This window comes from Rhizobium sp. R693, from assembly GCF_002211315.1.
Classification (GTDB): Bacteria; Pseudomonadota; Alphaproteobacteria; order Rhizobiales; family Rhizobiaceae; genus Rhizobium.
Genome location: NZ_LOKY01000048.1, coordinates 203,659 through 224,892 on the forward strand (window position 1 = coordinate 203,659; position 21,234 = coordinate 224,892).

21 protein-coding genes and 1 pseudogene are annotated in these 21,234 nt (G+C 57.8%); 9 read left to right on the plus strand and 13 right to left on the minus strand.

Features of this window, described 5'->3' with window-relative positions:
- Positions 1-37: 37 nt before the first annotated feature.
- Entirely contained in the window at positions 38-1,171 is a 1,134-nt protein-coding gene (locus tag ATY79_RS28650; protein ID WP_088705607.1) for a sugar ABC transporter substrate-binding protein, read from the minus strand.
- Positions 1,172-1,388: 217 nt separating this feature from the next.
- On the opposite strand from ATY79_RS28650, the gene ATY79_RS28655 reads away from it, so the two are divergent.
- On the plus strand, positions 1,389-2,396 hold the full coding sequence (locus ATY79_RS28655) for a LacI family DNA-binding transcriptional regulator (RefSeq protein WP_088705608.1): 1,008 nt from the start codon (positions 1,389-1,391) through the stop codon (positions 2,394-2,396).
- 212 nt (positions 2,397-2,608) lie between these two features.
- Positions 2,609-2,749 (plus strand): annotated as a pseudogene (locus tag ATY79_RS28660) (gamma-glutamyltransferase); the annotation flags it as partial.
- A 187-nt stretch (positions 2,750-2,936) separates the two neighbouring features.
- Here ATY79_RS28660 and ATY79_RS30685 read toward each other — a convergent pair.
- Together ATY79_RS30685 and ATY79_RS28665 are read right to left on the minus strand one after the other, a co-directional pair.
- A complete protein-coding gene (locus tag ATY79_RS30685; protein WP_245312465.1) occupies positions 2,937-3,074 on the minus strand; it encodes a hypothetical protein in 138 nt (45 codons plus the stop codon).
- Between the two features lie 64 nt (positions 3,075-3,138).
- A complete protein-coding gene (locus ATY79_RS28665) occupies positions 3,139-3,411 on the minus strand; it encodes a hypothetical protein (protein WP_088705609.1) in 273 nt (90 codons plus the stop codon).
- A gap of 894 nt (positions 3,412-4,305) precedes the next feature.
- Between ATY79_RS28665 and ATY79_RS28670 the strand changes: the two genes are divergently transcribed.
- Positions 4,306-4,560: a type II toxin-antitoxin system prevent-host-death family antitoxin gene (locus tag ATY79_RS28670; RefSeq protein WP_088705610.1), complete on the plus strand. Its 255-nt coding sequence runs from the start codon at positions 4,306-4,308 to the stop codon at positions 4,558-4,560.
- A 605-nt stretch (positions 4,561-5,165) separates the two neighbouring features.
- On the plus strand, positions 5,166-5,627 hold the full coding sequence (locus ATY79_RS28680; protein ID WP_245312466.1) for a GNAT family N-acetyltransferase: 462 nt from the start codon (positions 5,166-5,168) through the stop codon (positions 5,625-5,627).
- Between the two features lie 235 nt (positions 5,628-5,862).
- On the opposite strand, the gene ATY79_RS28685 is transcribed toward ATY79_RS28680, so the two are convergent.
- Both ATY79_RS28685 and ATY79_RS28690 read right to left on the minus strand, forming a co-directional pair.
- Positions 5,863-6,312 (minus strand): heme-binding protein, encoded by a 450-nt coding sequence (locus tag ATY79_RS28685; RefSeq protein WP_189638088.1) that lies wholly within the window; start codon positions 6,310-6,312, stop codon positions 5,863-5,865.
- A 60-nt stretch (positions 6,313-6,372) separates the two neighbouring features.
- Positions 6,373-7,386 carry a zinc-binding alcohol dehydrogenase family protein gene (locus ATY79_RS28690; RefSeq protein WP_088705612.1) on the minus strand — a complete coding sequence of 338 codons (1,014 nt, stop codon included), beginning with the start codon at positions 7,384-7,386 and terminating at the stop codon, positions 6,373-6,375.
- A gap of 97 nt (positions 7,387-7,483) precedes the next feature.
- Here ATY79_RS28690 and ATY79_RS28695 point away from each other — a divergent pair, with 97 nt between their 5' ends.
- On the plus strand, positions 7,484-7,864 hold the full coding sequence (locus ATY79_RS28695; RefSeq protein ID WP_088705613.1) for a helix-turn-helix domain-containing protein: 381 nt from the start codon (positions 7,484-7,486) through the stop codon (positions 7,862-7,864).
- 178 nt (positions 7,865-8,042) lie between these two features.
- Here the strand turns inward: ATY79_RS28695 and ATY79_RS28700 are convergent, their stop codons facing one another.
- Together ATY79_RS28700 and ATY79_RS28705 are read right to left on the minus strand one after the other, a co-directional pair.
- Positions 8,043-9,044 (minus strand): NADP-dependent oxidoreductase, encoded by a 1,002-nt coding sequence (locus ATY79_RS28700; RefSeq protein ID WP_088705614.1) that lies wholly within the window; start codon positions 9,042-9,044, stop codon positions 8,043-8,045.
- A gap of 58 nt (positions 9,045-9,102) precedes the next feature.
- Positions 9,103-9,918, minus strand: coding sequence for an oxidoreductase (locus ATY79_RS28705; RefSeq protein ID WP_088705615.1), 816 nt, complete (start codon positions 9,916-9,918; stop codon positions 9,103-9,105).
- 89 nt (positions 9,919-10,007) lie between these two features.
- Between ATY79_RS28705 and ATY79_RS28710 the strand changes: the two genes are divergently transcribed.
- On the plus strand, positions 10,008-10,439 hold the full coding sequence (locus ATY79_RS28710) for a helix-turn-helix domain-containing protein (protein ID WP_088705616.1): 432 nt from the start codon (positions 10,008-10,010) through the stop codon (positions 10,437-10,439).
- A 352-nt stretch (positions 10,440-10,791) separates the two neighbouring features.
- Here ATY79_RS28710 and ATY79_RS28715 read toward each other — a convergent pair whose 3' ends face one another.
- Positions 10,792-12,786: a glycosyltransferase gene (locus ATY79_RS28715; RefSeq protein ID WP_088705617.1), complete on the minus strand. Its 1,995-nt coding sequence runs from the start codon at positions 12,784-12,786 to the stop codon at positions 10,792-10,794.
- Complete coding sequence (locus tag ATY79_RS28720; RefSeq protein WP_088705618.1) at positions 12,768-13,997, minus strand: HlyD family efflux transporter periplasmic adaptor subunit; 1,230 nt, start codon at positions 13,995-13,997, stop codon at positions 12,768-12,770. The genes ATY79_RS28715 and ATY79_RS28720 overlap by 19 nt, the downstream gene beginning before the upstream one ends.
- A 605-nt stretch (positions 13,998-14,602) precedes the next feature.
- On the opposite strand from ATY79_RS28720, the gene ATY79_RS28725 reads away from it, so the two are divergent.
- The 3 genes from ATY79_RS28725 to ATY79_RS28735 all read left to right on the plus strand — a co-directional run bounded on the left by ATY79_RS28725 (position 14,603) and on the right by ATY79_RS28735 (position 18,717).
- Positions 14,603-15,769 carry an acyltransferase gene (locus ATY79_RS28725; protein ID WP_088705619.1) on the plus strand — a complete coding sequence of 389 codons (1,167 nt, stop codon included), beginning with the start codon at positions 14,603-14,605 and terminating at the stop codon, positions 15,767-15,769.
- A 4-nt stretch (positions 15,770-15,773) separates the two neighbouring features.
- Positions 15,774-16,877: a glycosyltransferase gene (locus ATY79_RS28730; RefSeq protein WP_088705698.1), complete on the plus strand. Its 1,104-nt coding sequence runs from the start codon at positions 15,774-15,776 to the stop codon at positions 16,875-16,877.
- Between the two features lie 64 nt (positions 16,878-16,941).
- Positions 16,942-18,717: an ABC transporter ATP-binding protein gene (locus ATY79_RS28735; RefSeq protein WP_088705620.1), complete on the plus strand. Its 1,776-nt coding sequence runs from the start codon at positions 16,942-16,944 to the stop codon at positions 18,715-18,717.
- 126 nt (positions 18,718-18,843) lie between these two features.
- Here ATY79_RS28735 and ATY79_RS31095 read toward each other — a convergent pair whose 3' ends face one another.
- The 4 genes from ATY79_RS31095 to ATY79_RS28745 are packed head-to-tail and all read right to left on the minus strand — an operon-like array spanning position 18,844 to position 21,225.
- Positions 18,844-18,990 (minus strand): hypothetical protein, encoded by a 147-nt coding sequence (locus ATY79_RS31095; protein ID WP_189638089.1) that lies wholly within the window; start codon positions 18,988-18,990, stop codon positions 18,844-18,846.
- Positions 18,987-19,154 (minus strand): hypothetical protein, encoded by a 168-nt coding sequence (locus ATY79_RS31100; RefSeq protein WP_189638090.1) that lies wholly within the window; start codon positions 19,152-19,154, stop codon positions 18,987-18,989. The genes ATY79_RS31095 and ATY79_RS31100 overlap by 4 nt, the downstream gene beginning before the upstream one ends.
- 13 nt (positions 19,155-19,167) lie before the next feature.
- A complete protein-coding gene (locus ATY79_RS28740) occupies positions 19,168-19,701 on the minus strand; it encodes an NADH-quinone oxidoreductase subunit B family protein (RefSeq protein ID WP_088705621.1) in 534 nt (177 codons plus the stop codon).
- 12 nt (positions 19,702-19,713) lie between these two features.
- Positions 19,714-21,225, minus strand: coding sequence for a nickel-dependent hydrogenase large subunit (locus tag ATY79_RS28745; RefSeq protein ID WP_088705622.1), 1,512 nt, complete (start codon positions 21,223-21,225; stop codon positions 19,714-19,716).
- Positions 21,226-21,234 lie beyond the last annotated feature (9 nt).

Genomic DNA, 21,234 nt, shown 5'->3' on the forward strand with positions numbered 1-21,234 from the left:
ACGCGCCCACAGTCGATTAGACTGGATCTAGGCGCAGCTATTGGTTTTCCTTGGTCTGCCCCATGATCTCCTGCGCGGTGAAGTTAATGCCGCAGGTCGGGAAGGAGTTGCCAACGAAGAAATTGTCGGACTGATCGGGGTAGTAGTCCTGATCCTTCTTGAAGTCCGGGTGCGACACGAGTGCGGTCGGCAGTTTGACTGCTTGTGGTACCACCTGACCCTCTAGTGCGGCGATAGCCGTCTTGATGGCGACGGCGACCTGTGCCGGACCGGTTCCGGCGGATGAGCATACCAAGCCCTCACCGGAATGCACCGCGCAGAGTTTCCGGAATCCATTCTCAGTTTCGCCCCCAAAAGGTACGAAGGGGTGCTTCGCGTCGATCATAGCCTGAACCACGCCTGTATCTCCGCCTTGTGCGGTGATGCCGTCGAATGGGCCGTTCGTTGCGATCGCGTCAGCAGTCGCCTTCTGGGCGACCCCGTCGTCCCATTTGCCGACGACCTCCGTCACATCAAACTTCTTTCCCGAAGCAGCAAGCGTTTCCGTGATACCGTTGTGGCGGTCAGTATCGACCGACGTGCCCGCAACGCCTCTCACCTCTAGAATTTTACCGCCATTCGGAAGGTGTTTGACAAGCCACTCGGCCCAGGTGACGCCGAGGCCCTTCTGGTCGACGTTGACGTTTATCGCGTCCTTTGTATCCAAGGTATTGTCGAACGCGACGAGGACAACTCCAGCCTCCTTAGCGCGCTTGATAACGGGGCCGAAAGCGGTCGGGTTCTGGGCATTGACGACGATTGCATCATAGCCGGCGTCGATAAAGTTATTGATTGCCGAGATCTGCGCGGGAACATCCTCGCCTGTGGAGACGACCTTGAACTCTTTGAGCTTTGCTTTGACGTCCGGTTGAGCAGCATAGGCTTTTGCCGTTTGGACCATCTGGATACGCCAGGTGTTGGCGATGTAGCCGTTGGCCAGTGCGATCCGATACGGACCTTCTTTTTTTGGATACTGCAGGAACTGTGTGTCGGAAGCCCACGGCGTCATGCAGCCGGGATCTGCAGCCGGTCCAGCTACGACCTTCGGTTCGGCATAAGCGGCACTGCATACCAACGCAACCAAGGGAACGGAAACTGCTGCACTGCACACAGGTTTCAAGATTTTAAGCATGGATGTTCCTCCTCCTCGGGCGACCAAGCCGCCCTCCAATATTTTTATTGGCATGCTTGGTCCGAAAAGGTCTCCATCGCGTCCTTTGCGGAACGTCGAAAAATTAACACAGATGACAGCGCTGTCAAATTCAATTTGATAGCGCTGTCAATTGTGGAATATTGGGGTATTCATTTAGTTACAGGCCTGACCACGGGCTTTACTGGACAATGCTACGATGCGCAGAATAACCCTCGATGACGTTGCTAGCCTCGCAGGCGTGAGCCCGATAACGGTGTCACGGGTACTGCGCAAACCCGGTTCTGTATCTGAGGCTTTACGAGTGCGCGTTAACGACGCGATTGAGAATTTGGGATACGTGCCAAACGTAGCAGCGAGCAGGTTGGCATCATCCCGTACCCATACGATCGGCGTGATCGTGCCGACGTTATACAACGTCATTTTTGCGGAGTATCTCTTCGCTCTCCACGAGGTTCTTGTCACGGCGGGTTATCAAGTCATTGTCGTGAACAGCCGGTATTCGGAAGTCGAGGAGGAGAACGCGATCAAGGCGCTGCTGGGCCAGCGTGTAGAAGCTGTGATCATCGCGGGTATCCACCACACTCCGCTGTCGCGTCAGTTGTTAAAACAGGCACACCTACCGGTCGTCGAGACTTTCGAATTGGCGGACGAGCCCATCCACCTGAATATCGGGATGTCACAAGAACGGGCCGGCCAAACTGCGACCCATCATCTCATCACCCGCGGTTTTCAACGGATTGCCTTCATGACCGGCAATCTCGATCATCGTGCCCAGTCCCGGTTCGACGGCTATCATGCCGCGATGCAGGCGGCCGGTCTCAAGAGCCTTGAGTTAATTACCCATAGACCGCGTCATAGTTCGGTGGCGCTTGGATCCGAGCTTTTCGCCGAAATGCATTCAAGGGGTGAGCTTCCGGAGGCGATCTTTTGCACCGACGACAACCTGGCGCTTGGCGCTATGCAAGAGTGTAGAAAGCGCGGTATTCTTGTACCGAACGATATTTCCATAATTGGCTTCCACGATCTCGAATTTGCTGCATGTGCAGCACCCTCGCTTTCTTCAGTCGCTACGCGTAGGTACGAAACTGGGGTGCTCGCAGCCAAAAAGGTGCTTGCCGCACTTGATGGATCGACAAGCCACCTCATTGAGAAAATTGACATGGGATTTGCCCTTGTCGAGCGCGAAAGCACTGCTCCCGAATGAAGGAAATCATAGGCCCGAAGGCGGCGAGAGCAGCTTATCTAGGTGGCGATGGCGACGACGGGCCACGTGAATTTACCAGCCTTGCCTGGGCCGCCCGCGTTAGGGCGTAAACCGCAAAAAAAGATCGACTAGGACTGGCAGCAATCATCACCGAAGAAGACGATTCGCGATTTCAGTTTCACGGGCGATCTCCCGTTCTCACCACGGAGGCCATGGTGTCGACATCGCATCCGTCGTCGACATTCGCTGCGATCGAGATGCTGAGATCGGGCGGCAACGCCATGGACGCTGCTGTTTGCGCTTCCACGGTGCAGGCGGTCGTCGAACCGCAATCGACAGGCATCGGCGGCGACTATTCCCGCCGACTGGGAATCCCTTAAGCACCCTGAGGGTCGAGGAATGAGCAAGTACAAATATCTGACCAACGATGCACGTCAGGGGATGGGCGGATTATCGAGCGCCGCAATGATGTCGCAGTCGTCAACTCCCTGCTCAAGACATTGAGCCGGGAGAATGAGATCGAGCGAGACAGAAAGTCAGTCATGCAGGTCGCCACGCTGCTGCTGTCACTCTGGAAACAGGGAATGAATCATCCAGCCGCGCACCTTCGGTCGCCAGCTTGTCAATGTTTGGCGTCTTGATGTCGGAACCGTGGCAGCCGACATCCTTCCAACCCAAATCGCCCGATATGATGTAGACAATTTTGGGGGATGTGCCTTGGGCGTGGGCCTCGGCGGAGCAATTACCCCTTGGATTCGACGAGGATCACCAGAGACTCCGGCACCACCCCGTCGAAGGCCATCGCATCGGCGGCTGCCTTGCTCTGCATCGCCGCCTGCAAGGCATCAATATCCGGAACTTCCATCATTACCGCCACGCGAGTCGGATCTTGAGGATCAACAAACGTTCGGATGTTGGTCACTCCGAGCGGACCGAAAAACTCCTCGCGCTTCGGTGAGGTCAGCCAGTGTTTCGCGCCCTTTGTGATGTTGTGATAGCCAATAATCGTTGGCATGGCATCCTCCCTGCGACGACGCCGACGGCCGGATCAAGGACCGCGCTCCATCTCGCAAGGCTACCGTGCCCTGTTTTTGCTGTGCTGTAAATTGGTGGCGGTCAGGGCGCGGGGACGGTTGAGCAAGGGCGCAGATACAGATGATGAAGATCGCCAGGGTCGTCACTCAGTTACTGCCGTGTGGGGAACGCCGGCCGACTGCTGGAAGGGCCCTTGCCCAACCAGGTCGCGAGCAGTTGCCCGGGACCCGGGGTGACCGAAACGGGTCAAGGATTGCCGTATGGCTGCTCCGAAGGAAGGGCAGAGATGGGTCGAAACGAGCCAGCGCCGACCGGGCTGCACATGACAGCTCTTGGGCGGAAGAATTTGCCCCTGACAAATTGGGCCCCAGCCAATTTTTATGCGATCGTAGATTGCGACATTGGAGTAGCGCGAAGCTGCGGCTACCGGCGTGGAAAAGGTAGCATGTGGCTGTAAACCTGCAATTTTTGGAGACGATCGTCAGAGGAGAATGAGGCGCCATAGGCGTAAATTGCGCCTGCGTGAGAATCTTGGCTTCCCACATGATTTCAATGGCTTGACGAAAGTTCGTTGAAATCCCATTTTTTCCCGCCGCGTGCGACCGTGGATGCCAGCTTTGCGCCCTGGCTTTGGGCCTCAGTCAACAGGGCGGTTATTTCGGCAATTATTTCCACTTTCGGGACTGATATGCGGTCCAGCGTGCCATCAGGCTAAAGGCTGTTTTCCGGCATGGGGAGCAGTTGCCACAAACCTTATTGCAGATTCATGGCCGTTGTTCCATAAATCCGGCAGCTTGGGAACCAATGTGTGCAATCTTCTGCATTAACAATTTACGCAAAATACGTAATTTGCACTCTATAAAGGAGATAGATTATGGGTGCAGCGCTTCAAATCCCCGCATCGGATTTTTCTCGTCGCTTTGGACGAGTTCGCGAAGCGGTACATAAGGCCGGGGTGATTGAAGTCACGTCGCATAACCGAGTCGTGGGTGCCTACATCAGCGCAGACGAGCTTGAGCATTTCAACCGTCTCAAGCGACGTGAGGTGCAGGTGCTTCATGCAAGCGAGATCGATGACGAGCTACTCACTGAGATTGAGAACGCAGAGTATGGCGTGATCTCTAAGTGAAACTGCCAGACCCTACGCCGGGTCTCGTGATCCGGTTCGATTACACTTGGTACAAAGACCACTTCAAGAAAGAACGACCGTGTGCCATCGTCCTGGCCTCAAGTGAGACAGGTATGGTCACGGTTGTTCCGATTACACATCCGTACCCAGATATTGGGGAAGAAGACCAATCGTTGCAGGTACCCGAAGATGTCTGCAAGGCGATGGGTTTGGATGAGGACATCAATTACGTTCGACTGAATGAGGTCAACCGATTTGAGTGGCCTTCAGACCGTATCAAGCCATTGCCAAACGATCCCTCTCGCTGTGACTACGGAAACGTTCCCAAAGATTTCTTCTTGGAAATGAGAAAGCGTCTAGCAGAGACCGTCCGAGCAGGTCGGCTCAACACTTCCAAGGCTTGAACAATCCAGCATCCATAATTGCTCGGAAATGTCGCCGGAACGGTCAGCATCATCAACCAGCTTGGTCGGCCAACGCACATCCATGAGCCTGCAATCAGGTTTGTGGCAACTGCTCCATAATGCCGCTGTTTTCGCCATAGAAGTGGACTTCCGCCGCGAGGACCGCTCGGCTACGTCTTGAACTCGACAGGAGATCTCGTGATGTTCAGGACTGCCAAGCCGGAAGACGCAGAACAAGCAATCCAGGTCATAAGGCAATCCATTGAGGAACTTTGTTTTGCCGACCATCGACGTGACCAGGATATTCTGCGCATGTGGCTTTCAAACAAAACGCCCGACAATTTTCGGTCATGGACGACGTCTCCAGATCAAATCCTACTGGTGGCCGAGCGCGATGGAGAAATTTGCTGTGTCGGTGGCGTCGCAAGAGATGGGGAAATCACCTTGAACTACGTTTCGCCTAAGGTTCGGTTCCAAGGGATAAGCAGAGCCATGGTCGATGCCTTGGAAAGGGTTCTCCTAGACTTAGGCCGCACGCGAATTCGCCTTGTAAGCACTAACACGGCGCTGCGCTTCTATCACTCAATCGGATATCGCGATTTCGGGCCGCCGGAATTCTGGGGGCAGTTGCCGGGCTATCCGATGGAGAAAGAGCTAGCCTGAATGGCGGGTTCGGGCCGATAGCCGAGATCGACGGACGACGGCTTGGCGCCGCCAATTGCGGTCATTGCAACGCAGTTTATCATTCGATTGGCACGAGGTTCGACGGCATATGAAAACCACGGTCTTATGTAGCAGACGAGGGGCAACTTTGCCGCACACCGGAAACCGCCCCATAAATCAGTTCGCGAGCTGCCGCCCCTGTGCCCTCATAGAGGTGGAGGCGCCGGCACCTTGATTATGTTGCGACGTCGAAGCCCAACTGGCCTAATGCAGCAACTGCGGCGTCCTGGTCCTGCTGATAGCTGCCGCCAGAAATACCAATGCCACCGATGAGCTTGCCATTTTCAAGGATCGGGTAGCCGCCCCCGACCGCAACCATTCGTGGGCGATGGGCGAGCGGCGCGACTTTGGGATCGCTCGTGACGTAGTCATTCCAAACATGTGTCGCGAAGCCGAAGGACGATGCGGTCCACGCCTTGTCGATGGCAACATCCACCGTGAGGAACGGCGCGCCGTCCATCCGCTCAAAGGCTCTCAGATTGCCAGTCGCATCAGTAACGGCAACGGCGGCTTCCATACCGACTTCGCGCGCAGCCGCCAGTGCGGCTTCAATGAGGGCAGTGGCGGATTCGCGATTGATCGAGGCGGTGGCAACGGATTTCGTGGATTTGATCTCAGTGTTCACGTCAGTCTCTTTCTGGACAAGCGGTCCAATTGGGGTTGATTGGCTGCCGTTCGGCTCCGCTTAGAAGCCTTCGAGCACGACCTTGCCAATTGCGGTCCCGCGCTCGATCAGAGCGTGGGCCTTCTTGAGGTTCGCGGCGTTGATCGGAGAAAGGCGCTCTGTCAGCGTGCTGCGAATCTTTCCTTCATCGACGAGACGCGAAACTTCGTTCAGAATTCTGCCCTGCTCCCCAAGGTCCGGCGTGCCATAGATGGGACGGGTGAACATCAGTTCGTGATGAATGGACACGGCCTTCCGCTTGAAGAGCATGATGTCGAACGTCTTGGGATCGTCGATCAGGGCAAACCGACCCTGTGGTGCGATCAGTTCTGCAATCTGATCGACATGCTTTTCAGTATGGGTCGTTGAAAAAACAAACGCTGGAGACCCGATCCCCAGGACCGCCACTTCGGCAGCAAGTGGCTTGGAGTGGTCGATGACATGGTGGGCACCAAGCGATGCTACCCACTGCCTTGTCTCGGGTCGGGATGCAGTGGCAATCACTGTGAGATTTGTGGTCTGACGGGCGATCTGGACCGCGATCGACCCGACACCGCCGGCTCCCCCAATGATAAGGATTGCCGGAGCAGCGCCCGGGACCGCTTTACTTACATCGAGACGGTCGAAGAATGCTTCCCATCCGGTGAGCGCCGTGAGCGGCAAGGCGGCAGCCTCAGCCCAGTCCAGCGATGTCGGTTTTTTGCCGACGATGCGTTCGTCGACCAGATGAAATTCGGCATTTGTGCCGGAGCGGGTGATCGAGCCCGCATAGAAGACCTCGTCGCCTGGTTGAAACAGGGTTACATCCGGACCAACGGCGCGTACGATGCCGGCGGCATCCCAGCCGATCACCTTCCAGGCGTCGCCCTGAGGGGGTGTGCTGCGACGCACCTTGTAGTCAACCGGGTTCACCGACACGGCCTTCACTTCGACAAGGATGTCGTGGCCGGTCGCGGTTGGGGTCTCGAGTTCGATATCGAAGAGCGAAGCCTCGTCGGTGATCGGTGACGGAATCTTGTATCCAACAGCTTTCATTCTGGTCTCTCCTGCTTGCTGGAGACACAGATAGAACGTATCTTACAATTGTGCGATACGCACAAGCATCGCACATAGTGTCAAAAAGGGTACCGTCATGGCCAAGGCCCGCCACTCTCGATTCGATTGCAATCCAGGCTGTTCGGTGGAAGCCGCCATCAGTCTGATCGACGGAAAGTGGAAGTGCGTCATCCTTTTCCATCTCCTTGGCGGCACGATGAGATTCAATGAAATTCGACGGCAAGTCGGAGGCGTTACCCAGCGCATGCTTACCAACCAGCTCCGCGAGCTGGAGGAAGACGGATTGATCGACCGGAAGGTCTACGCCCAGGTGCCCCCCAAAGTGGAGTACAGTATTTCGGCGCTGGGACGCAGTCTCGAGCCAATTCTCGTGTCTCTGAAGAGTTGGGGCGACGAGAATATCGGACGCTTTGGAAAGGCCCTCGTTGCCCCTGGTGATGCTTTTCAAGCAGCGTAGTTAGGAGACCCCTGAATTGCGTGGGATGGACTTGCCCTTCTGTTGAGTGAGGCTTGCCATGGGAATTCGAGGACCACGTCCCGCACCCCGGTGAAGCAATCTAACAAGTCCGCTTTGGGGCACCAAAGCGGTCACCTGCCGATGAACCCGTCCTTTGGACCGTATTGGGCCTCACACGTCACTTCATTGCGACGACGACTTTCCCCTTTGCACGACCCGTTTCGACGTAGTTCAGAGCCTCGTTGGTCCTCTCGAACGGGAACACGCGGTCCATCACGGGGCGTATGGCACCCGCCTCGATTAGGGAGGTGATCTTTCCGAGCTGCCCGCCGTTGGCTGTCATGAAGAGAAACGAATAGCTGACCCCTCGACGTTGCGATTTTTTCCTGATCTCGGAACTCAGCAGTCGCATGACCTGTTGCAGCAGCCAGCCAGAGCCGTTCTGCCTCGCAAAGTCGAGATCAGGCGGACCGGAAATCGAGATCAACTTCCCGCCGGGCTTCAGCACACCAAGGGATTTCTCCAGCGTCTCCTTGCCAAGGCTGTTCAGCACGACGTCATAGTCATGCAGCACCTTCGCGAAGTCGTCTTTCTTGTAATCGACCACGACGTCTGCGCCGAGAGTCTTTACAAGCGTGACATTTGCTGTGCTGGTGGTCGTCGCCACATATGCCCCGAGATATTTTGCAAGCTGGATCGCGATTGCGCCTACTCCGCCCGAGCCCGCATGAATCAGGACCTTCTGCCCCTTCTGCACGTGGGCCCGCTCGACAAGTGCCTGCCATGCTGTCAGCGCAACGAGCGGAATGGACGCGGCCTCGTTCATCGTCAGATTGGTCGGCTTCCTCGCTACGTCGGCCTCGTCCATGGCGATATATTCCGCAAATGTCCCGATGCGATCTTGCGCCGGACGTGCATAGACCTCGTCACCGGGCTTGAATTGCCGGACATTGGCCCCAACCCGGACCACGACGCCCGCGACATCGTTACCGAGCACCAACGGAAGGCGGTAGGGCAGGATGAGCTTGAACTCTCCGTCCCTGATCTTGTTGTCCAAGGGGTTCACCCCGGCGGCATGAATCTCGACCATGACGTCGTTCTCACGCAACTCCGGCACAGGACTTTCGCCAGGCCGCAGCGCACTGCCTTTCTTATAGCGATCGATCAGGAATGATTTCATCAGATTAACTTTCGTCTCCATGGTGAGTTGACCGAGCCACCAGCGCGGCGATGAATGCTCAATCGCGAAGTCTGTTGAATTTCCGAAGGCTTCTGTCGACGAAGGCCTCAGGCAGGAAGCGGCGCACGAAGCGGACTTGCCCTGCGGCCTTTCCGGCCGTGTAGCGTCGTTTGGGCGATACCGCATTGGCAGCCCTTACGACCATTTCGGCCACCACTTCTGGTGCATCGCCCTTTGCGACGATCTCGCGCATTAAACTCTCTGCGTCGGCGCGAACCGTATCGTAGACGGCAAGCGGACGATCCGGTCGAGTGATGTTCTCTTCGAAGGACGTGCGGGTCACGCCAGGCTCGACAAGCACGATGCGTATACCCTGCGTTCGTACTTCGTGGTCGAGAGACTCTGAATAGCCTTCGATCGCGTGCTTGGTCGATGCGTAGAGCGCATTATAAGGAGCGGGGATCAGCCCGAGTATGGAGCTGAGGTTGACGATCCGGCCTCGACGCTGCCGTCTCATCACCGGTAGGACCGCATTTGTCATGCGGATGGTGCCAAACACATTCACGTCGAATACGGCCTTCGCCTGTACCGTCGTGGATTCCTCAGCGCCGCCAAGCAGTCCAATCCCGGCATTGTTGACGAGAAGGTCGATCCGTCCCGCGCGGTTTAGAACCTCGTCGACGACACTCTGCACAGATGCATCATCAATCACGTCGCAGATCAGCATTGTGATCCCCTCTGCAGTGTCGGGCATCGGCTTTCGGCTGGTGCCGAAGACACGGTAGCCATCGCGCTGCAGCGCTTGTGCCGTCACCAGCCCGATGCCGGAGGAGGCACCGGTGACCAGTGCGATGCCGCGTTCTGTCTTGCTCATCGGCGTCTGCTTTCATTTTGTCGTGGAACATCGATGAACATTGAGTTACTATCAAATCAATAGCAAGTCACTACTAAAAAGATATCGACATGAAGAATCTTTCGGACCAGCCATGCCTTATTGCCCGGAGCCTGGCGCTTGTTGGGGACGCATGGAGCATGCTGATCATGCGCGACGCCCATGCGGGGCTGACCCGCTTCGATGATTTCCGCAAGAGTCTCGGTATCGCGCCGACGATGCTGACCGGGCGGCTTTCAGCCTTGACCGAGGAGGGGCTGCTGGAGAAGCGCCGCTATTCCGACCGTCCGCCACGGGACGAATATGTATTGACGGAAGCCGGTCGCGACTTTCTGCCGGTGCTGTTTGCGATTGGCGCGTGGGGGCGCAAGCATCGCGGCGGGGGCGAGGTAACCCGTTTCTTCGACGCCGAGACCGGAACGGAGATCGATCCCGTCACCATCGACCGTGCGACCGGCGCTCCGGTCGGAACACGTCCCATTCGCGTCGCCGCGCCCGAATGAGCGATTGGTAAGCGGTGTGGGGCCGCATCCGCTTTTGGGGCCGTCTGCAGTCATCGACAGGTGACCGCTCTGCACCAAGAGGGCGACTACCATTGCTAGGTCCTGCAACCGCTTTTTCAAGGTCGAACCCGCGCGGACGTCCGCAATGGGCTGCGGATTCGAGCCTGGCCTTCCGAGCGCCGAACTTGATGGCGTTCGGCAGGCCCGGATTGCCGCTCGATCTATCCTCATGAAGCCGGTGGAGTTGCCCCCCAGTCCGATGATCCGCCATCGCTCGCTTATGCCATCTCCAGCGGCGCATCGCCTGACCGCGCTTTCGCGTTCGTGCGATGCGTCAATTGAACGCTGCAAATTATAAGCCGCGTGTTCGCCCGAAGGTACGCAAGAAGAGATTGATCGAGACGGCGACTTTGTCGATGTCGGGCACATCTTGCGAATAGCGGCCGGTATAGAGCTTTACAATCAGTTTGTCGCGCGCTTGGCCATCCAGGTCGAAATAAAGATGCAGGTAATAGGATTGCTTGTCGCCACCACGGCTTACGGTTCTGCGCCGCTGCGTGACGTGCCTTAGTTCGGTCTTGAACGGCTTGAAGCCATCAAGGGATAGCGTGACTGTTTTCGACTGGAAAAGGGTCCCTGTCGGCACGGTGACCACAGCCTTGTCCAACGCAAGACTGACGACACGACCGGGGATACCATCCACATTTGCAGGTTCGTCGAGCTTGAAGGCGTGGAACAGTCGTCGGGGCTTTTCGAAGCAGATCAGGGATGCGATGGCGAGCACAACAATGTTGATCCCCGACCAGCAAGCAGCAACCGGTGAGAACTCACCTGTGATGTGAGCGGTCTCCGGCACGACGTTTACGAGCAAGCCAAGCGCCGTGACCGTGGTCAAGCTGGCAATCCAGGCGAAGGTATATCTATCGAATCCACCGGCTTCGTTGCCGCTACCCTTCGGGGTGACCCTGAACGGCTTGCCGAACGGACGGATCAGGCTCGAAACGACCGTTGGCAGCATGCGAAACGTGGCGAAGGCGCCGACTGCGCTTGAGATCAACGGCAAATACCGCGTCGGTGTTATCCAGAGCATCAAGAGAAAATAGGCGGTCAGCAGCGGCACCTGGTGGGACACGTAGTCGGCGGCACTGGTGAAGTAGAGCGGAAGGACGCCGAACCACAAATAGACAATCGGAACGACCAGGATGGTGAAGCGAACCAAGTATTGCACCAGCCACGAAACGGGCAGGAACATGACCCGCTGAAACAGTGACAGACCCGGACCGCGCAAAGGGCCATTACGGAGATAAAGCGTCTGAATGCCGCCCTGGCACCAGCGCTCGCGCTGCACGAAGTAGCCGGCCAGATTCTCCGCCGCCAACCCCATCGAGAGCCGCTCGTTCAAATAGCGTGTCTTGTAGCCCTGGTTCAGCATGGCAAGCGTGGTCAACAGGTCTTCGGTGATGGACTCGGTTGGAAAGCCGCCGATCGCGTCGATTGCCTTGCGTCGCGCGATCGAACAGGACCCGCAACAGAAGCTGACGTCCCAGACGTCTCTGCTTGGCGCGATTTCGTCGAAGAACAAACGCTGCTCGTCCGGCCAGATGTTTTCCAGCCCGAGGTTTGACTGCACTGGATCGGTATTGAAGAAATGCTGTGGCGTTTGGACGATGCCAATGCTTTCATCGGAAAAAAAGGGCAGCGTGCGGCGCAGGAAATGCCGGTAGGGCACGAAATCCGCATCGAAGATTGCAACAAAGTCGCCCGAGCTCACCTTCAGGCCGTTATTCATATTGCCCGCCTTGGCATGGGCGTTGTCGGGTCTCGTAACGTGGATTGCTCCCCTGGCTTCGCAGTAGGCCTTGAGCCAGTCACGACGCTGATCATCGAGCACGAAAACCTTTAACCTGTCAGTCGGATAGTCGAGCGACAGGGCTCCGATGATGGTTCTTTCCAGAACGTCGAGGGGTTCGTTGTAGGTGGGGATGAATATATCGACGGTTGGGAGTTCGTCTTCGTCCTGCTCGAAGAAAGCCTTCGCGAGCCTGTCTGCTTCGGCGCTGCGATCGACGCTTCGGCTCATGAGTATCAAAAACAGCACGACTTCAAAAACGGCCAGAATTTCGACAAGGAACAGGAACCAGACCCAGTAAAAACCTGGACCATCATTCGGAAAAGGAAGCACGGTTTCCACAAGTCGCCACACCATGTAGCGCAGTGCGACCGCAGCCACGAAAACGCACGTGATCGTCCGCGCCCAAGTGTGGGAGCGCGACCAATTGAAAGGTCCGAGAAGAAAGAAGGCAAGGACAAGAAAGGTCGGCGCCAGCGCTAGGAGATGCTGAACCACAGGCTTTCAATCCATCTTTTGAAACCAACATCGTGTTTGGACAAGCGTACCTGCACCGTGCGCCCGACCTGACAGAAATTCGCAAAGTCGGTATTGAGGGCTGAGGGAGCAAGGCTGAGCCGGATACGGGCGCTGCGCGCCGTCGTCACGGGCTGATTGGCCGCAAAGGCGTCTTTCTCGACAATCGCAGAACTGCCCCTGACAGACAGGACCGCGGCTTTGAAGGCGTCGCCGCGCCCGAAAAGTCGCACTTCTGCAGTCCGGCCAACGGAAATTTCGTCATAGTCGCCCTCGGGAACGAGAATATCCACGAACAGCTCGCGGCAATCGAGGACGCGCATCAGCTCGTTATTCAAAAGAACATTCGAGCCATTCACGATGTTGCTGCTCCATACGACCCCATCGAAGGAAGCGGAAACGGTTGCCGACGTCAGGCTGTCAACGCGATTGCTTTCTTCGGCAATCTGCTTTTCGACTTCGATAGCGCGCGTCTCGTTTTCCGCTATGCGCGTGTTGAGATCGTTGATGCGAACAAGCACTTCGTCCTCGCGCTGCCGGGAATAGGGGACATCGTTTTGTCCGTCGCCGATGAAGATGCCCTGCCGGACGGCATCAAGCTTCTGTTGAAGTTGTTCAACGGTCAGGTTGCTGATTTCGACTTCCCCACCCGTGGCTGCTCCGGCAGCTCGGGCCGATTCGACGAGCTTTTTTGTCAAAATGCCCTTTTGCTCGAGGGTCAGCCGTCGGTCGAGATCGACTTGCGCGACAAGATCCTGTGCCTGGGAAACCTCGACCCGCTTGCGCAGGATTTCGACTTCGCGTTCAAGATTGGCGACGGTCGTGTTCTTGTAGACTTCCAGCCGCGCCGACAGTTGCTGGCGAAGCGCGATCATCTCGTCGCGCTCGCGTTTCAGCGCCGCAGCGCGGTCAAGGGCCGCATTGTGCTCGGCCCGGAGTGAGGCAAGAGTTGCCCTGTTCACGCGAGCGTTGACAATCCTCAGGAGCGGCTGTCCTTCGACGACGGGGGCGCCCACTCTGGCTGGCGCTTCCGCAATCGCGCCGTCGATTGGGGCATTTATGGCGACAAAGCGCGCGTTGACCGTTCCATCAAGACTGGTGACACCGGTCACGCCGGGTAAAAAAACGATCACGGCAAGCACCAGCAGCACGAGCCCGATCGTGATGCGGATAAGGCGATGGTTCCATATCATTTTTTGTATCCGACCTCGGCGGCGACGAAGGACCAGCTTTCTACAGCACAAGTTCTCAATTAGGACGAGCAGAATTGCCGACAAGGGATGGTAGTAAATTTGAGCACTGCTACTGGCTTTACGAGGGTGTGAGTGCAAGCCGCTCGGCGGCGTTGCGCGTCGATTGCGGTCTTCCTGAAACCGATCAGCATGTTGTTCCACAGGAAATGTTCGTCGCCACGGGCGTCATTTCGAGAGCGATATCGAGGAACTTGCATGCCATGCCGGGCGAAAGACGCGTCCAGGACGTGAACCCTTGATGCGCCTGAGATAGCGGCTTGCATCGCCTGCGTCAGAGGCAGGTCTTATGATCACAAAATGTCGGTCTGTCCGCCACGGGGCGCTCAAATATGTTTGAGCCGCTCTTCAAGCGCCGCATCGGACTAAAGTCTGATCGCACCCTCGGGGTCACAGTTTGGCCCAATTCCGCCGGAATTTTTCATCCCGCGTCGACTACTTCAGGCCATCTCGTTCGAGATGGTACAATCAGCAGCAGACACGGGCTGCAGGAATGCCATCGGGAAACGCTTCCGCAGGAAGTGTGTCCCCAGAGGCTGAGGGGATCCATGTCTCATGCACGCGACCGGCAACTGGACGGACTTCGTACTGTCGCCGTCTCAATGGTCCTTTACCACCATTTCTTTGCGGTTGACGGATCAGTTCTCGGTCATCTCGGCGTCCGTTTGTTCTTCGTCTTGAGCGGCTTCCTGATCACGCGGCTTCTGCTCGATGCGCGTTCTTCCTTCGATTATCGGCCGGCCCCTGCGCTCAAAGCATTCTACATTCGCCGCGCACTGCGTATATTTCCGCCCTACTTCGCGATGTTGGGATTCATCTGGCTCGTCAACCTCGAAGGCGCGCGCGGCAGCCTCAAGTGGCATGCGTTCTATCTATCAAACTTCTGGTATGCGCTTCGCGATGAGTGGACGCCCTGGGTGTTGTGTCACACTTGGAGCTTGAGCATCGAGGAACAGTTCTATATCGCCTGGCCGCTGGTCATCCTGTTGGCTCCGCGCCGGTTGATTGCATCGATCTGCGTCGCGGCCATTGTGTTCTCGCTGGCCTATCGCATCTATTGGCCATTTACCGGCACGCCATCTCTTGCGCGTGATCTTCTTCCACCAGCGTCGGTCGATGCGCTCGTAGCCGGGGCCCTTCTCGCCGTCCATCGTACAAGCAGCGACGGTTGGCCCCGATGGATTGGGCTGAGCGTTGCCCCTTTGACTGTCGCTGCGATGATCGTCCTGTGGTTGAAGTCGGTGCCCATGACACCGACGCTGGAGTGGCTGACGTGGATCGGTGCGGAGGTTTTCCCCGTGATACCACTCGTCGTGCTGGTCGGATGCTGTTCGTCTGGCATGCGCGGACCGTTCGGCCATTTTCTGGAACGCCCGTCGATGATCGCGGTCGGACGGATGAGTTACGGCGTTTACCTCTTTCATCCCATAGTGCTGTCGCTGGTCGTCAAGGCTCAGACATGGATTCCGGTCAACGTCTCGGCGCAGGGGCCGGGTCGCTTTGTGATTGCGACGACGGCTACGTTGGCGCTGGCGTCAATTTCCTGGCTGGCGTTCGAAAAGCCCCTCAACCAACTCAAGCGCTACTTCCCCTATGTCAGCCCGACAAGAACCAAGGCGTCACCGTTGATCCTGCCAAGCAAGGGCTGCGAGCGGGCGTATGATGCCGCAGCCTATCGCCCCAGCTATGCCAACCGCGATGAACGTGGGAGCTGATACGTTGTCCATCCCACTGATCTCCGTCGTGCTGCCGGTCTATAATGGAGCGCCCCACGTTGGCGCTGCGCTCGAGAGCATTCTGCGTCAGGACTACGGGCACTTTGAAATCATTGCGCTCGACGACGGGTCGACCGATGGCTCGCTGGAGATCCTCCAGCGCTATCGCAATGCCGACGATCGCATCCGTATCGTGTCACGGGAAAATCGCGGACTGATCGCGACCTTGAACGAGGGCATCGCCATGGCGAAAGGCGATCTTATCGCCAGAATGGACGCGGACGATATTTCCTACCCCTCCCGCTTCTCGCGCCAGGTCGCGCTCTTTGCAAAGCAGCCTCAGCTCGCAATCAGCGGTACCGGTATCGACCAGCTTCTCGGCAGTCGCGTGGTCCAAGGTCGGCCAAATCCGATCTATCAGACCGGTGACTGGCACGTATTGTCGATGTTCTTCACCATCTTCCTGCACTCGACGGTGATGTATAATCGCAACGTCATTCCTGAAGACATGCTGGTGTATGACGCAGGCTATGTTCATGCCGAAGACTTCGATCTCTTCGGACGCATTGCGCGACAATTCCCGGCGGCGATGATCGATGAGAGCCTCGTTGCCTATCGCATTCATAGCGACAGCGTCTCAAGCAGGCACAAGCGACAAATGCGCCAGACCCACTTGAAGATCGTCGCCGAGAACCTTCAACGGCAGTCGCTTTGCGACGATCCCGGCGCCCTTTGCGCCATCGGTGTGGCGGTCACCCCCGAGACGGTGCGCCGTGCTGCCGATTGCATTCTTGCGATCGAACGAAAAATCGCCGAGCAAGCAGGCCGTGCGTCCTCGAGCTATGAGCACGGAACCTTGTGTTTCTTCTATTTCCTGTATCAGCTGATAATCGACGAGCAGGAACCGGCACTCACACATGCCTTTCTGACGCTGACGGGAAAGTGGCAGCTCATCCGGCGTCGTGAGCGGTATGGCCTTCGCTCTGCTGCCTACGCACCGTGGCTGTGCCGTTTTTCAGCCGGTGCGACCCGGCATATGGATCTCATGGCGCGGTACTATCAGTCGGTGCCAGCCAGAAGCGTAGGGCCGCTTCAGGGGCTCGCATGATGTCACAGAAGCACCAGGGAATCGCGCGTAAACGGGGCAATCGCTCATTGAGGTCACGGCACCCATGCTAGAATTCCTCGCATTGAGTTTTCGGCTATTGCATCAGGCGCTGGGTCGGCGGATAGGCCTGCTCCTGGTTGTCGTCATTTTGGGACTGAACACGGCTGTCCTCGAAGGTACCGGCATCGGCCTCATTATCCCGATGCTCGGCATTATCGCGGGCAAGGGTGAGCCGTCAGGGATGGCCGGGCTCTCGGCGCTCTTCCAGCAAGTGGGCGCCGGGCTGGATGACCGGACAAGGCTGATTGCGATCGCCGCCGCGATCCTCGGGCTGATCACCCTGAAGAACGTACTGGCGTTCGCCAACGCCGTACTGACCAATATGATCTACGGCCGAGCCGGCCACGCCATGCGAAGTTCTCTTGCCAGGCAGCTCTTGACGATCGGCTTCCCGTTCTTCCTTCAGGAAAGTCCCGGGCGACTGCTCAATATCATCTCCAACGAATCCTGGCGGGCTTCGGACGCAATACAGACCACCCTTGCGACGATCGTGAACGCATCGGCCGTCGTCATTCTGCTTGCCTTTCTCTTGCTTCTTTCATGGCAGATGACACTTGGCGTCGCTCTCGGGCTCGTGTTGATCCAGGCGCTTCACGCGCTGCTCTCGGCCAGCCTCAAGGGTCCAAGCCGCAATGTCACCTCGTTCAACAGCGAACTCGCTGCCAAGATGCTTCATCTTGTGCACGCCGGGCGGCTCATCCGCGCGTTTGGACAGGAACAGCGCGAAAAGGCAATCTTCGATTCTTCCTCGGATGCGGTCAGAAGTGCGGGCTTCGTTCTGCAGTCTCGCCAGGCCGTATTGCCGCCGCTGACGGAGGTCCTGCATTCAGGTCTTTTCTTGACCGTCGTCGTCAGCGCCTGGCTTTGGGGCGTCAGTTTTCCGAATGTCGTGGCTTTCGTCGTCTTGCTATATCGGCTGCAACCCCATGTGCGTGCACTGCAAATGGCATGGAGTGCCGTACAAGGCTGGAGCGGTTCTTTGGAAGAGGTAAGATGGCTCCTGGATTCGTCTGACAAGCCGAAACCGCCTGAGGGTGATCAGGCGATCCAGGGGCTCCACCAAGAGATTAAATTTGAGGACGTGACGTTCAAGTATCCAGGCTCAGGCTCGCGACCCGTCGTGTTGCGCGCTGTAACCTTCGATATTCGCAAAGGACGTTCGACGGCAATCGTTGGGCGATCGGGCGCTGGAAAAACGACGATCGTCAATCTTCTGTGTCGATTTGTCGAACCTGATGGAGGCCGCATCCTGGTCGACGACATCCCGCTCAATCAAATCGATCCGAACCACTGGCGACGGCAGATTGCGCTTGCCAGCCAAGACCTTGAGCTGATCGACGGCACTATTCTTGAGAACATTACCTATGGCCACAGCGCTTCGCTTGACGAGGCCAAGAACGCAGCCAAACTGGCCGAGGCACATGAGTTCATCGACAAGCTGCCGGACGGGTACGAGACCGTCGTCGGCTACAGGGGAGCCACGGTTTCGGCCGGTCAGCGACAGCGCATCGCGCTTGCAAGGGCGCTGGTGCGCGATCCGGAAATCCTCATTCTGGACGAGGCGACGAATGCCATGGACGGCCTGTCGGAGGCAGCGATCGTCGAAACCTTGAAATCAAGAGCCGGTCGGCGCACGACAATTGTCATCAGCCATCACCGCAGCACCATCTCGTTCTGTGACGAAGTGGTCATCCTGCACGGCGGACACGTCAAGAACCAGACGCCTTTTGCCGAGATCGCGACATTGAGCATGGACCAGCTCTACGAGCTTTCCTCCTAGGCCTCCAAGAACCTTTGCGCATTGCGGAAGTCGCGCCATCCGGATCGTTCCATTGCAGACCGCCATGCCGCCTAGCATCGTCGTCGAAAGGGGCAGACGCGATGTGCAAAATCGACTGGCGCGCTGCTAACCTGAGGGCTCGGGCGCATGTGGCTCTTCCTCGTCGGGATAACCTGTCGCCAGAAACTCTTCGGCATCGAGATAGGCGTAGGTTTTGGGCCTTAAATCGACCTCCAGGATATGCACAGCAACATCACCCGAATGTTCCCTCATGGCTTGGCATATGAATAGCCTGCCCAAGGAAAGAGCCTGATCATGACCTTGTGGAGACTGTGGGCGCGCAGGCGATAGTCGATCTGCTCATCCGGTTCTTCCTCGGGGCCTTCGCATAAATAGATGCGCAGATTGCCGAAGATCGCGCTGCGAAGTCGAAGCATTGCAGATTTGCCGTTAAGGAACGCGGCCTTTCTTCTTCACCTGCTCAAGCAGGGCGAGCAGACCTTTGAGGATCTCCGTGGGAGAGGGCGGGCAGCCCGGAATATGGAGGTCCACTGGCACAACCTTCGAAACTCCGCCGAGGACCGCGTAGCTGCCGGCAAAGCAGCCGCCATCGTGGGCGCAGCCGCCGAGCGCGATCACCCATTTGGGGGCGGGCGTGGCATGATAGGTTCGCAGCAGTGCCTCCTCCATGTTCCTCGTCACCGGTCCCGTCACCATCAGAACATCGGCATGGCGGGGCGAGGCAACGAAACGGATACCGAAACGCTCGACATCATAGAAGGCATTGCTGAGCGCGTGCATTTCGAGTTCGCAGCCGTTGCAGGATCCGGCATCGACGGCGCGGATCGACAGGCTGTGGCCGAGACGCCGGCGCGCCGCCTTGTCGATTGAGGTTGCGAGTTCCTCCACCGCTGCGTCGGAGACGCGTGGAGGCGGCTCGGTTAGCGGCGGTCGGATCAGACTTCCGAAAAGGAGCTTGCGCATGATGGTCCGCCTTCAAAGATCATGGCCGGAATAGGAGCAGTTGAATGATTTGTTGCAGAGAGGGAAATCGGCGACGATATTCCCCTCTATGGCAGCCTCCAGCAGCGGCCACTGGAACCAGGAGGGATCGCGCAGATGGCAGCGTTCTATCCTTTGTCCGCAAAGCCGAAGCCAGATCAGTACGTCGCCCCGAAAGCCCTCAACGCAAGCCATGCCTTCCCGCGCCTCGGTATTTTCAGGAATCTCGATCCGCACGGGCCCTGCCGGGAGCCGGTCCAAGATCTGATCGACCAGCGAAAGACTGTTTTCCACCTCGCGGATGCGGATCCAGATGCGCGCATTCACGTCTCCTTCGCTGAATACCGGCACGTCGAAGGCAAGCTCGTCATACGGTGAACAGGGCAAGATGCGCCGTGCGTCGAAATCACGGCCGGACGCGCGCCCCACATAACCGCCTGCCCCATATTGGCGGGCAAGCTCGGCAACGACGCGTCCGGTCCCGACCGTCCGGTCCTGCAGCGACGCGGTATTGTCGTAAAGCTCCACCAAAGCCGGAAACCTGCGGCGGATTTCCGCCACCAGGCCCCGCAAGGCGGCATTGCCATTGTCCTCGAGATCGACGGCAACACCGCCTGGGATGATGCGATCCCGCATCAGTCGGTGTCCAAAGGCAACGTCTGCGGCTCGCAGCACCCGCTCACGCAACACACCGCAATGGGCCAACATCAGCGAGAAGGCCGCGTCGTTGCAGATGGCGCCGATATCGCCGAGATGGTTGGCGAGCCGTTCGAGTTCGGCCATCAGCGCCCGCAGCCAGACCGCGCGGGAAGGGATTTCCATCCCAAGCGCCGCTTCCACGGCTTGTGAGAACCCGTAGGCATAGGCGACCGTGCTGTCCCCGGATGTCCGGCCGGCGAGCTGGGCCGCCTTGGCAAGGTCAGCGCCCGCGATCAGCGTCTCGATCCCCTTGTGCACGTAGCCCAGTCGCTCTTCGAGGCGCACAACGGTCTCCCCATTGGCCGTGAACCGGAAATGCCCCGGTTCGATGATACCGGCGTGGACGGGGCCAACCGGAATCTGATGCAGGCTTTCTCCACTCGCCGGCAGAAACTCGTAATGAACGGCCTGTGAAGGTAGGGATTCTGAATGCCCAAGCGGAAAGCGACGATCCCAGCGTCCGTGATCGAGCCAGGGGCGGGTGTCCGGCAGGCCCTGTGGTTGCAGGCCGGTGAGATCGCGGATCGTGCGCTCCGATCGAAGCGCCGGCGCATGATATCGCGCAACAGAGGGATAGGTGCCCTGCAGACCCGCGAGGCTGACAACGCCGAGCGAGGTATCGGACGCATCGAGCAGCGCCATATGGACGGCATCCTTCTCGCCCCAGAGGCCGAGCAGGATCAGGTGCCCGTCCCGAAGCGCCTCGGCCAAAAAAATCCAGACAGGCACGTCAACGACCGCGCGCGGCCAGGGTCGGTGTGCCGGGACAAGATGGCTTGCCTTGATGACATCGCTCAGCATCGGCATGTCCGATCT

Excerpts from the sequence above, each read along its gene's own strand:
- ATY79_RS28650 (WP_088705607.1), bottom strand. The coding sequence starts at position 1,171 with ATGCTTAAAATCTTGAAACCTGTGTGCAGTGCAGCAGTTTCCGTTCCC.
- ATY79_RS28655 (WP_088705608.1), top strand. The coding sequence starts at position 1,389 with ATGCGCAGAATAACCCTCGATGACGTTGCTAGCCTCGCAGGCGTGAGC.
- ATY79_RS28665 (WP_088705609.1), bottom strand. The coding sequence starts at position 3,411 with ATGCCAACGATTATTGGCTATCACAACATCACAAAGGGCGCGAAACAC.
- ATY79_RS28670 (WP_088705610.1), top strand. The coding sequence starts at position 4,306 with ATGGGTGCAGCGCTTCAAATCCCCGCATCGGATTTTTCTCGTCGCTTT.
- ATY79_RS28680 (WP_245312466.1), top strand. The coding sequence starts at position 5,166 with ATGTTCAGGACTGCCAAGCCGGAAGACGCAGAACAAGCAATCCAGGTC.
- ATY79_RS28690 (WP_088705612.1), bottom strand. The coding sequence starts at position 7,386 with ATGAAAGCTGTTGGATACAAGATTCCGTCACCGATCACCGACGAGGCT.
- ATY79_RS28695 (WP_088705613.1), top strand. The coding sequence starts at position 7,484 with ATGGCCAAGGCCCGCCACTCTCGATTCGATTGCAATCCAGGCTGTTCG.
- ATY79_RS28700 (WP_088705614.1), bottom strand. The coding sequence starts at position 9,044 with ATGAAATCATTCCTGATCGATCGCTATAAGAAAGGCAGTGCGCTGCGG.
- ATY79_RS28705 (WP_088705615.1), bottom strand. The coding sequence starts at position 9,918 with ATGAGCAAGACAGAACGCGGCATCGCACTGGTCACCGGTGCCTCCTCC.
- ATY79_RS28710 (WP_088705616.1), top strand. The coding sequence starts at position 10,008 with ATGAAGAATCTTTCGGACCAGCCATGCCTTATTGCCCGGAGCCTGGCG.
- ATY79_RS28720 (WP_088705618.1), bottom strand. The coding sequence starts at position 13,997 with ATGATATGGAACCATCGCCTTATCCGCATCACGATCGGGCTCGTGCTG.
- ATY79_RS28725 (WP_088705619.1), top strand. The coding sequence starts at position 14,603 with ATGTCTCATGCACGCGACCGGCAACTGGACGGACTTCGTACTGTCGCC.
- ATY79_RS28735 (WP_088705620.1), top strand. The coding sequence starts at position 16,942 with ATGCTAGAATTCCTCGCATTGAGTTTTCGGCTATTGCATCAGGCGCTG.
- ATY79_RS31095 (WP_189638089.1), bottom strand. The coding sequence starts at position 18,990 with ATGAGGGAACATTCGGGTGATGTTGCTGTGCATATCCTGGAGGTCGAT.
- ATY79_RS31100 (WP_189638090.1), bottom strand. The coding sequence starts at position 19,154 with ATGCTTCGACTTCGCAGCGCGATCTTCGGCAATCTGCGCATCTATTTA.
- ATY79_RS28740 (WP_088705621.1), bottom strand. The coding sequence starts at position 19,701 with ATGCGCAAGCTCCTTTTCGGAAGTCTGATCCGACCGCCGCTAACCGAG.
- ATY79_RS28745 (WP_088705622.1), bottom strand. The coding sequence starts at position 21,225 with ATGCCGATGCTGAGCGATGTCATCAAGGCAAGCCATCTTGTCCCGGCA.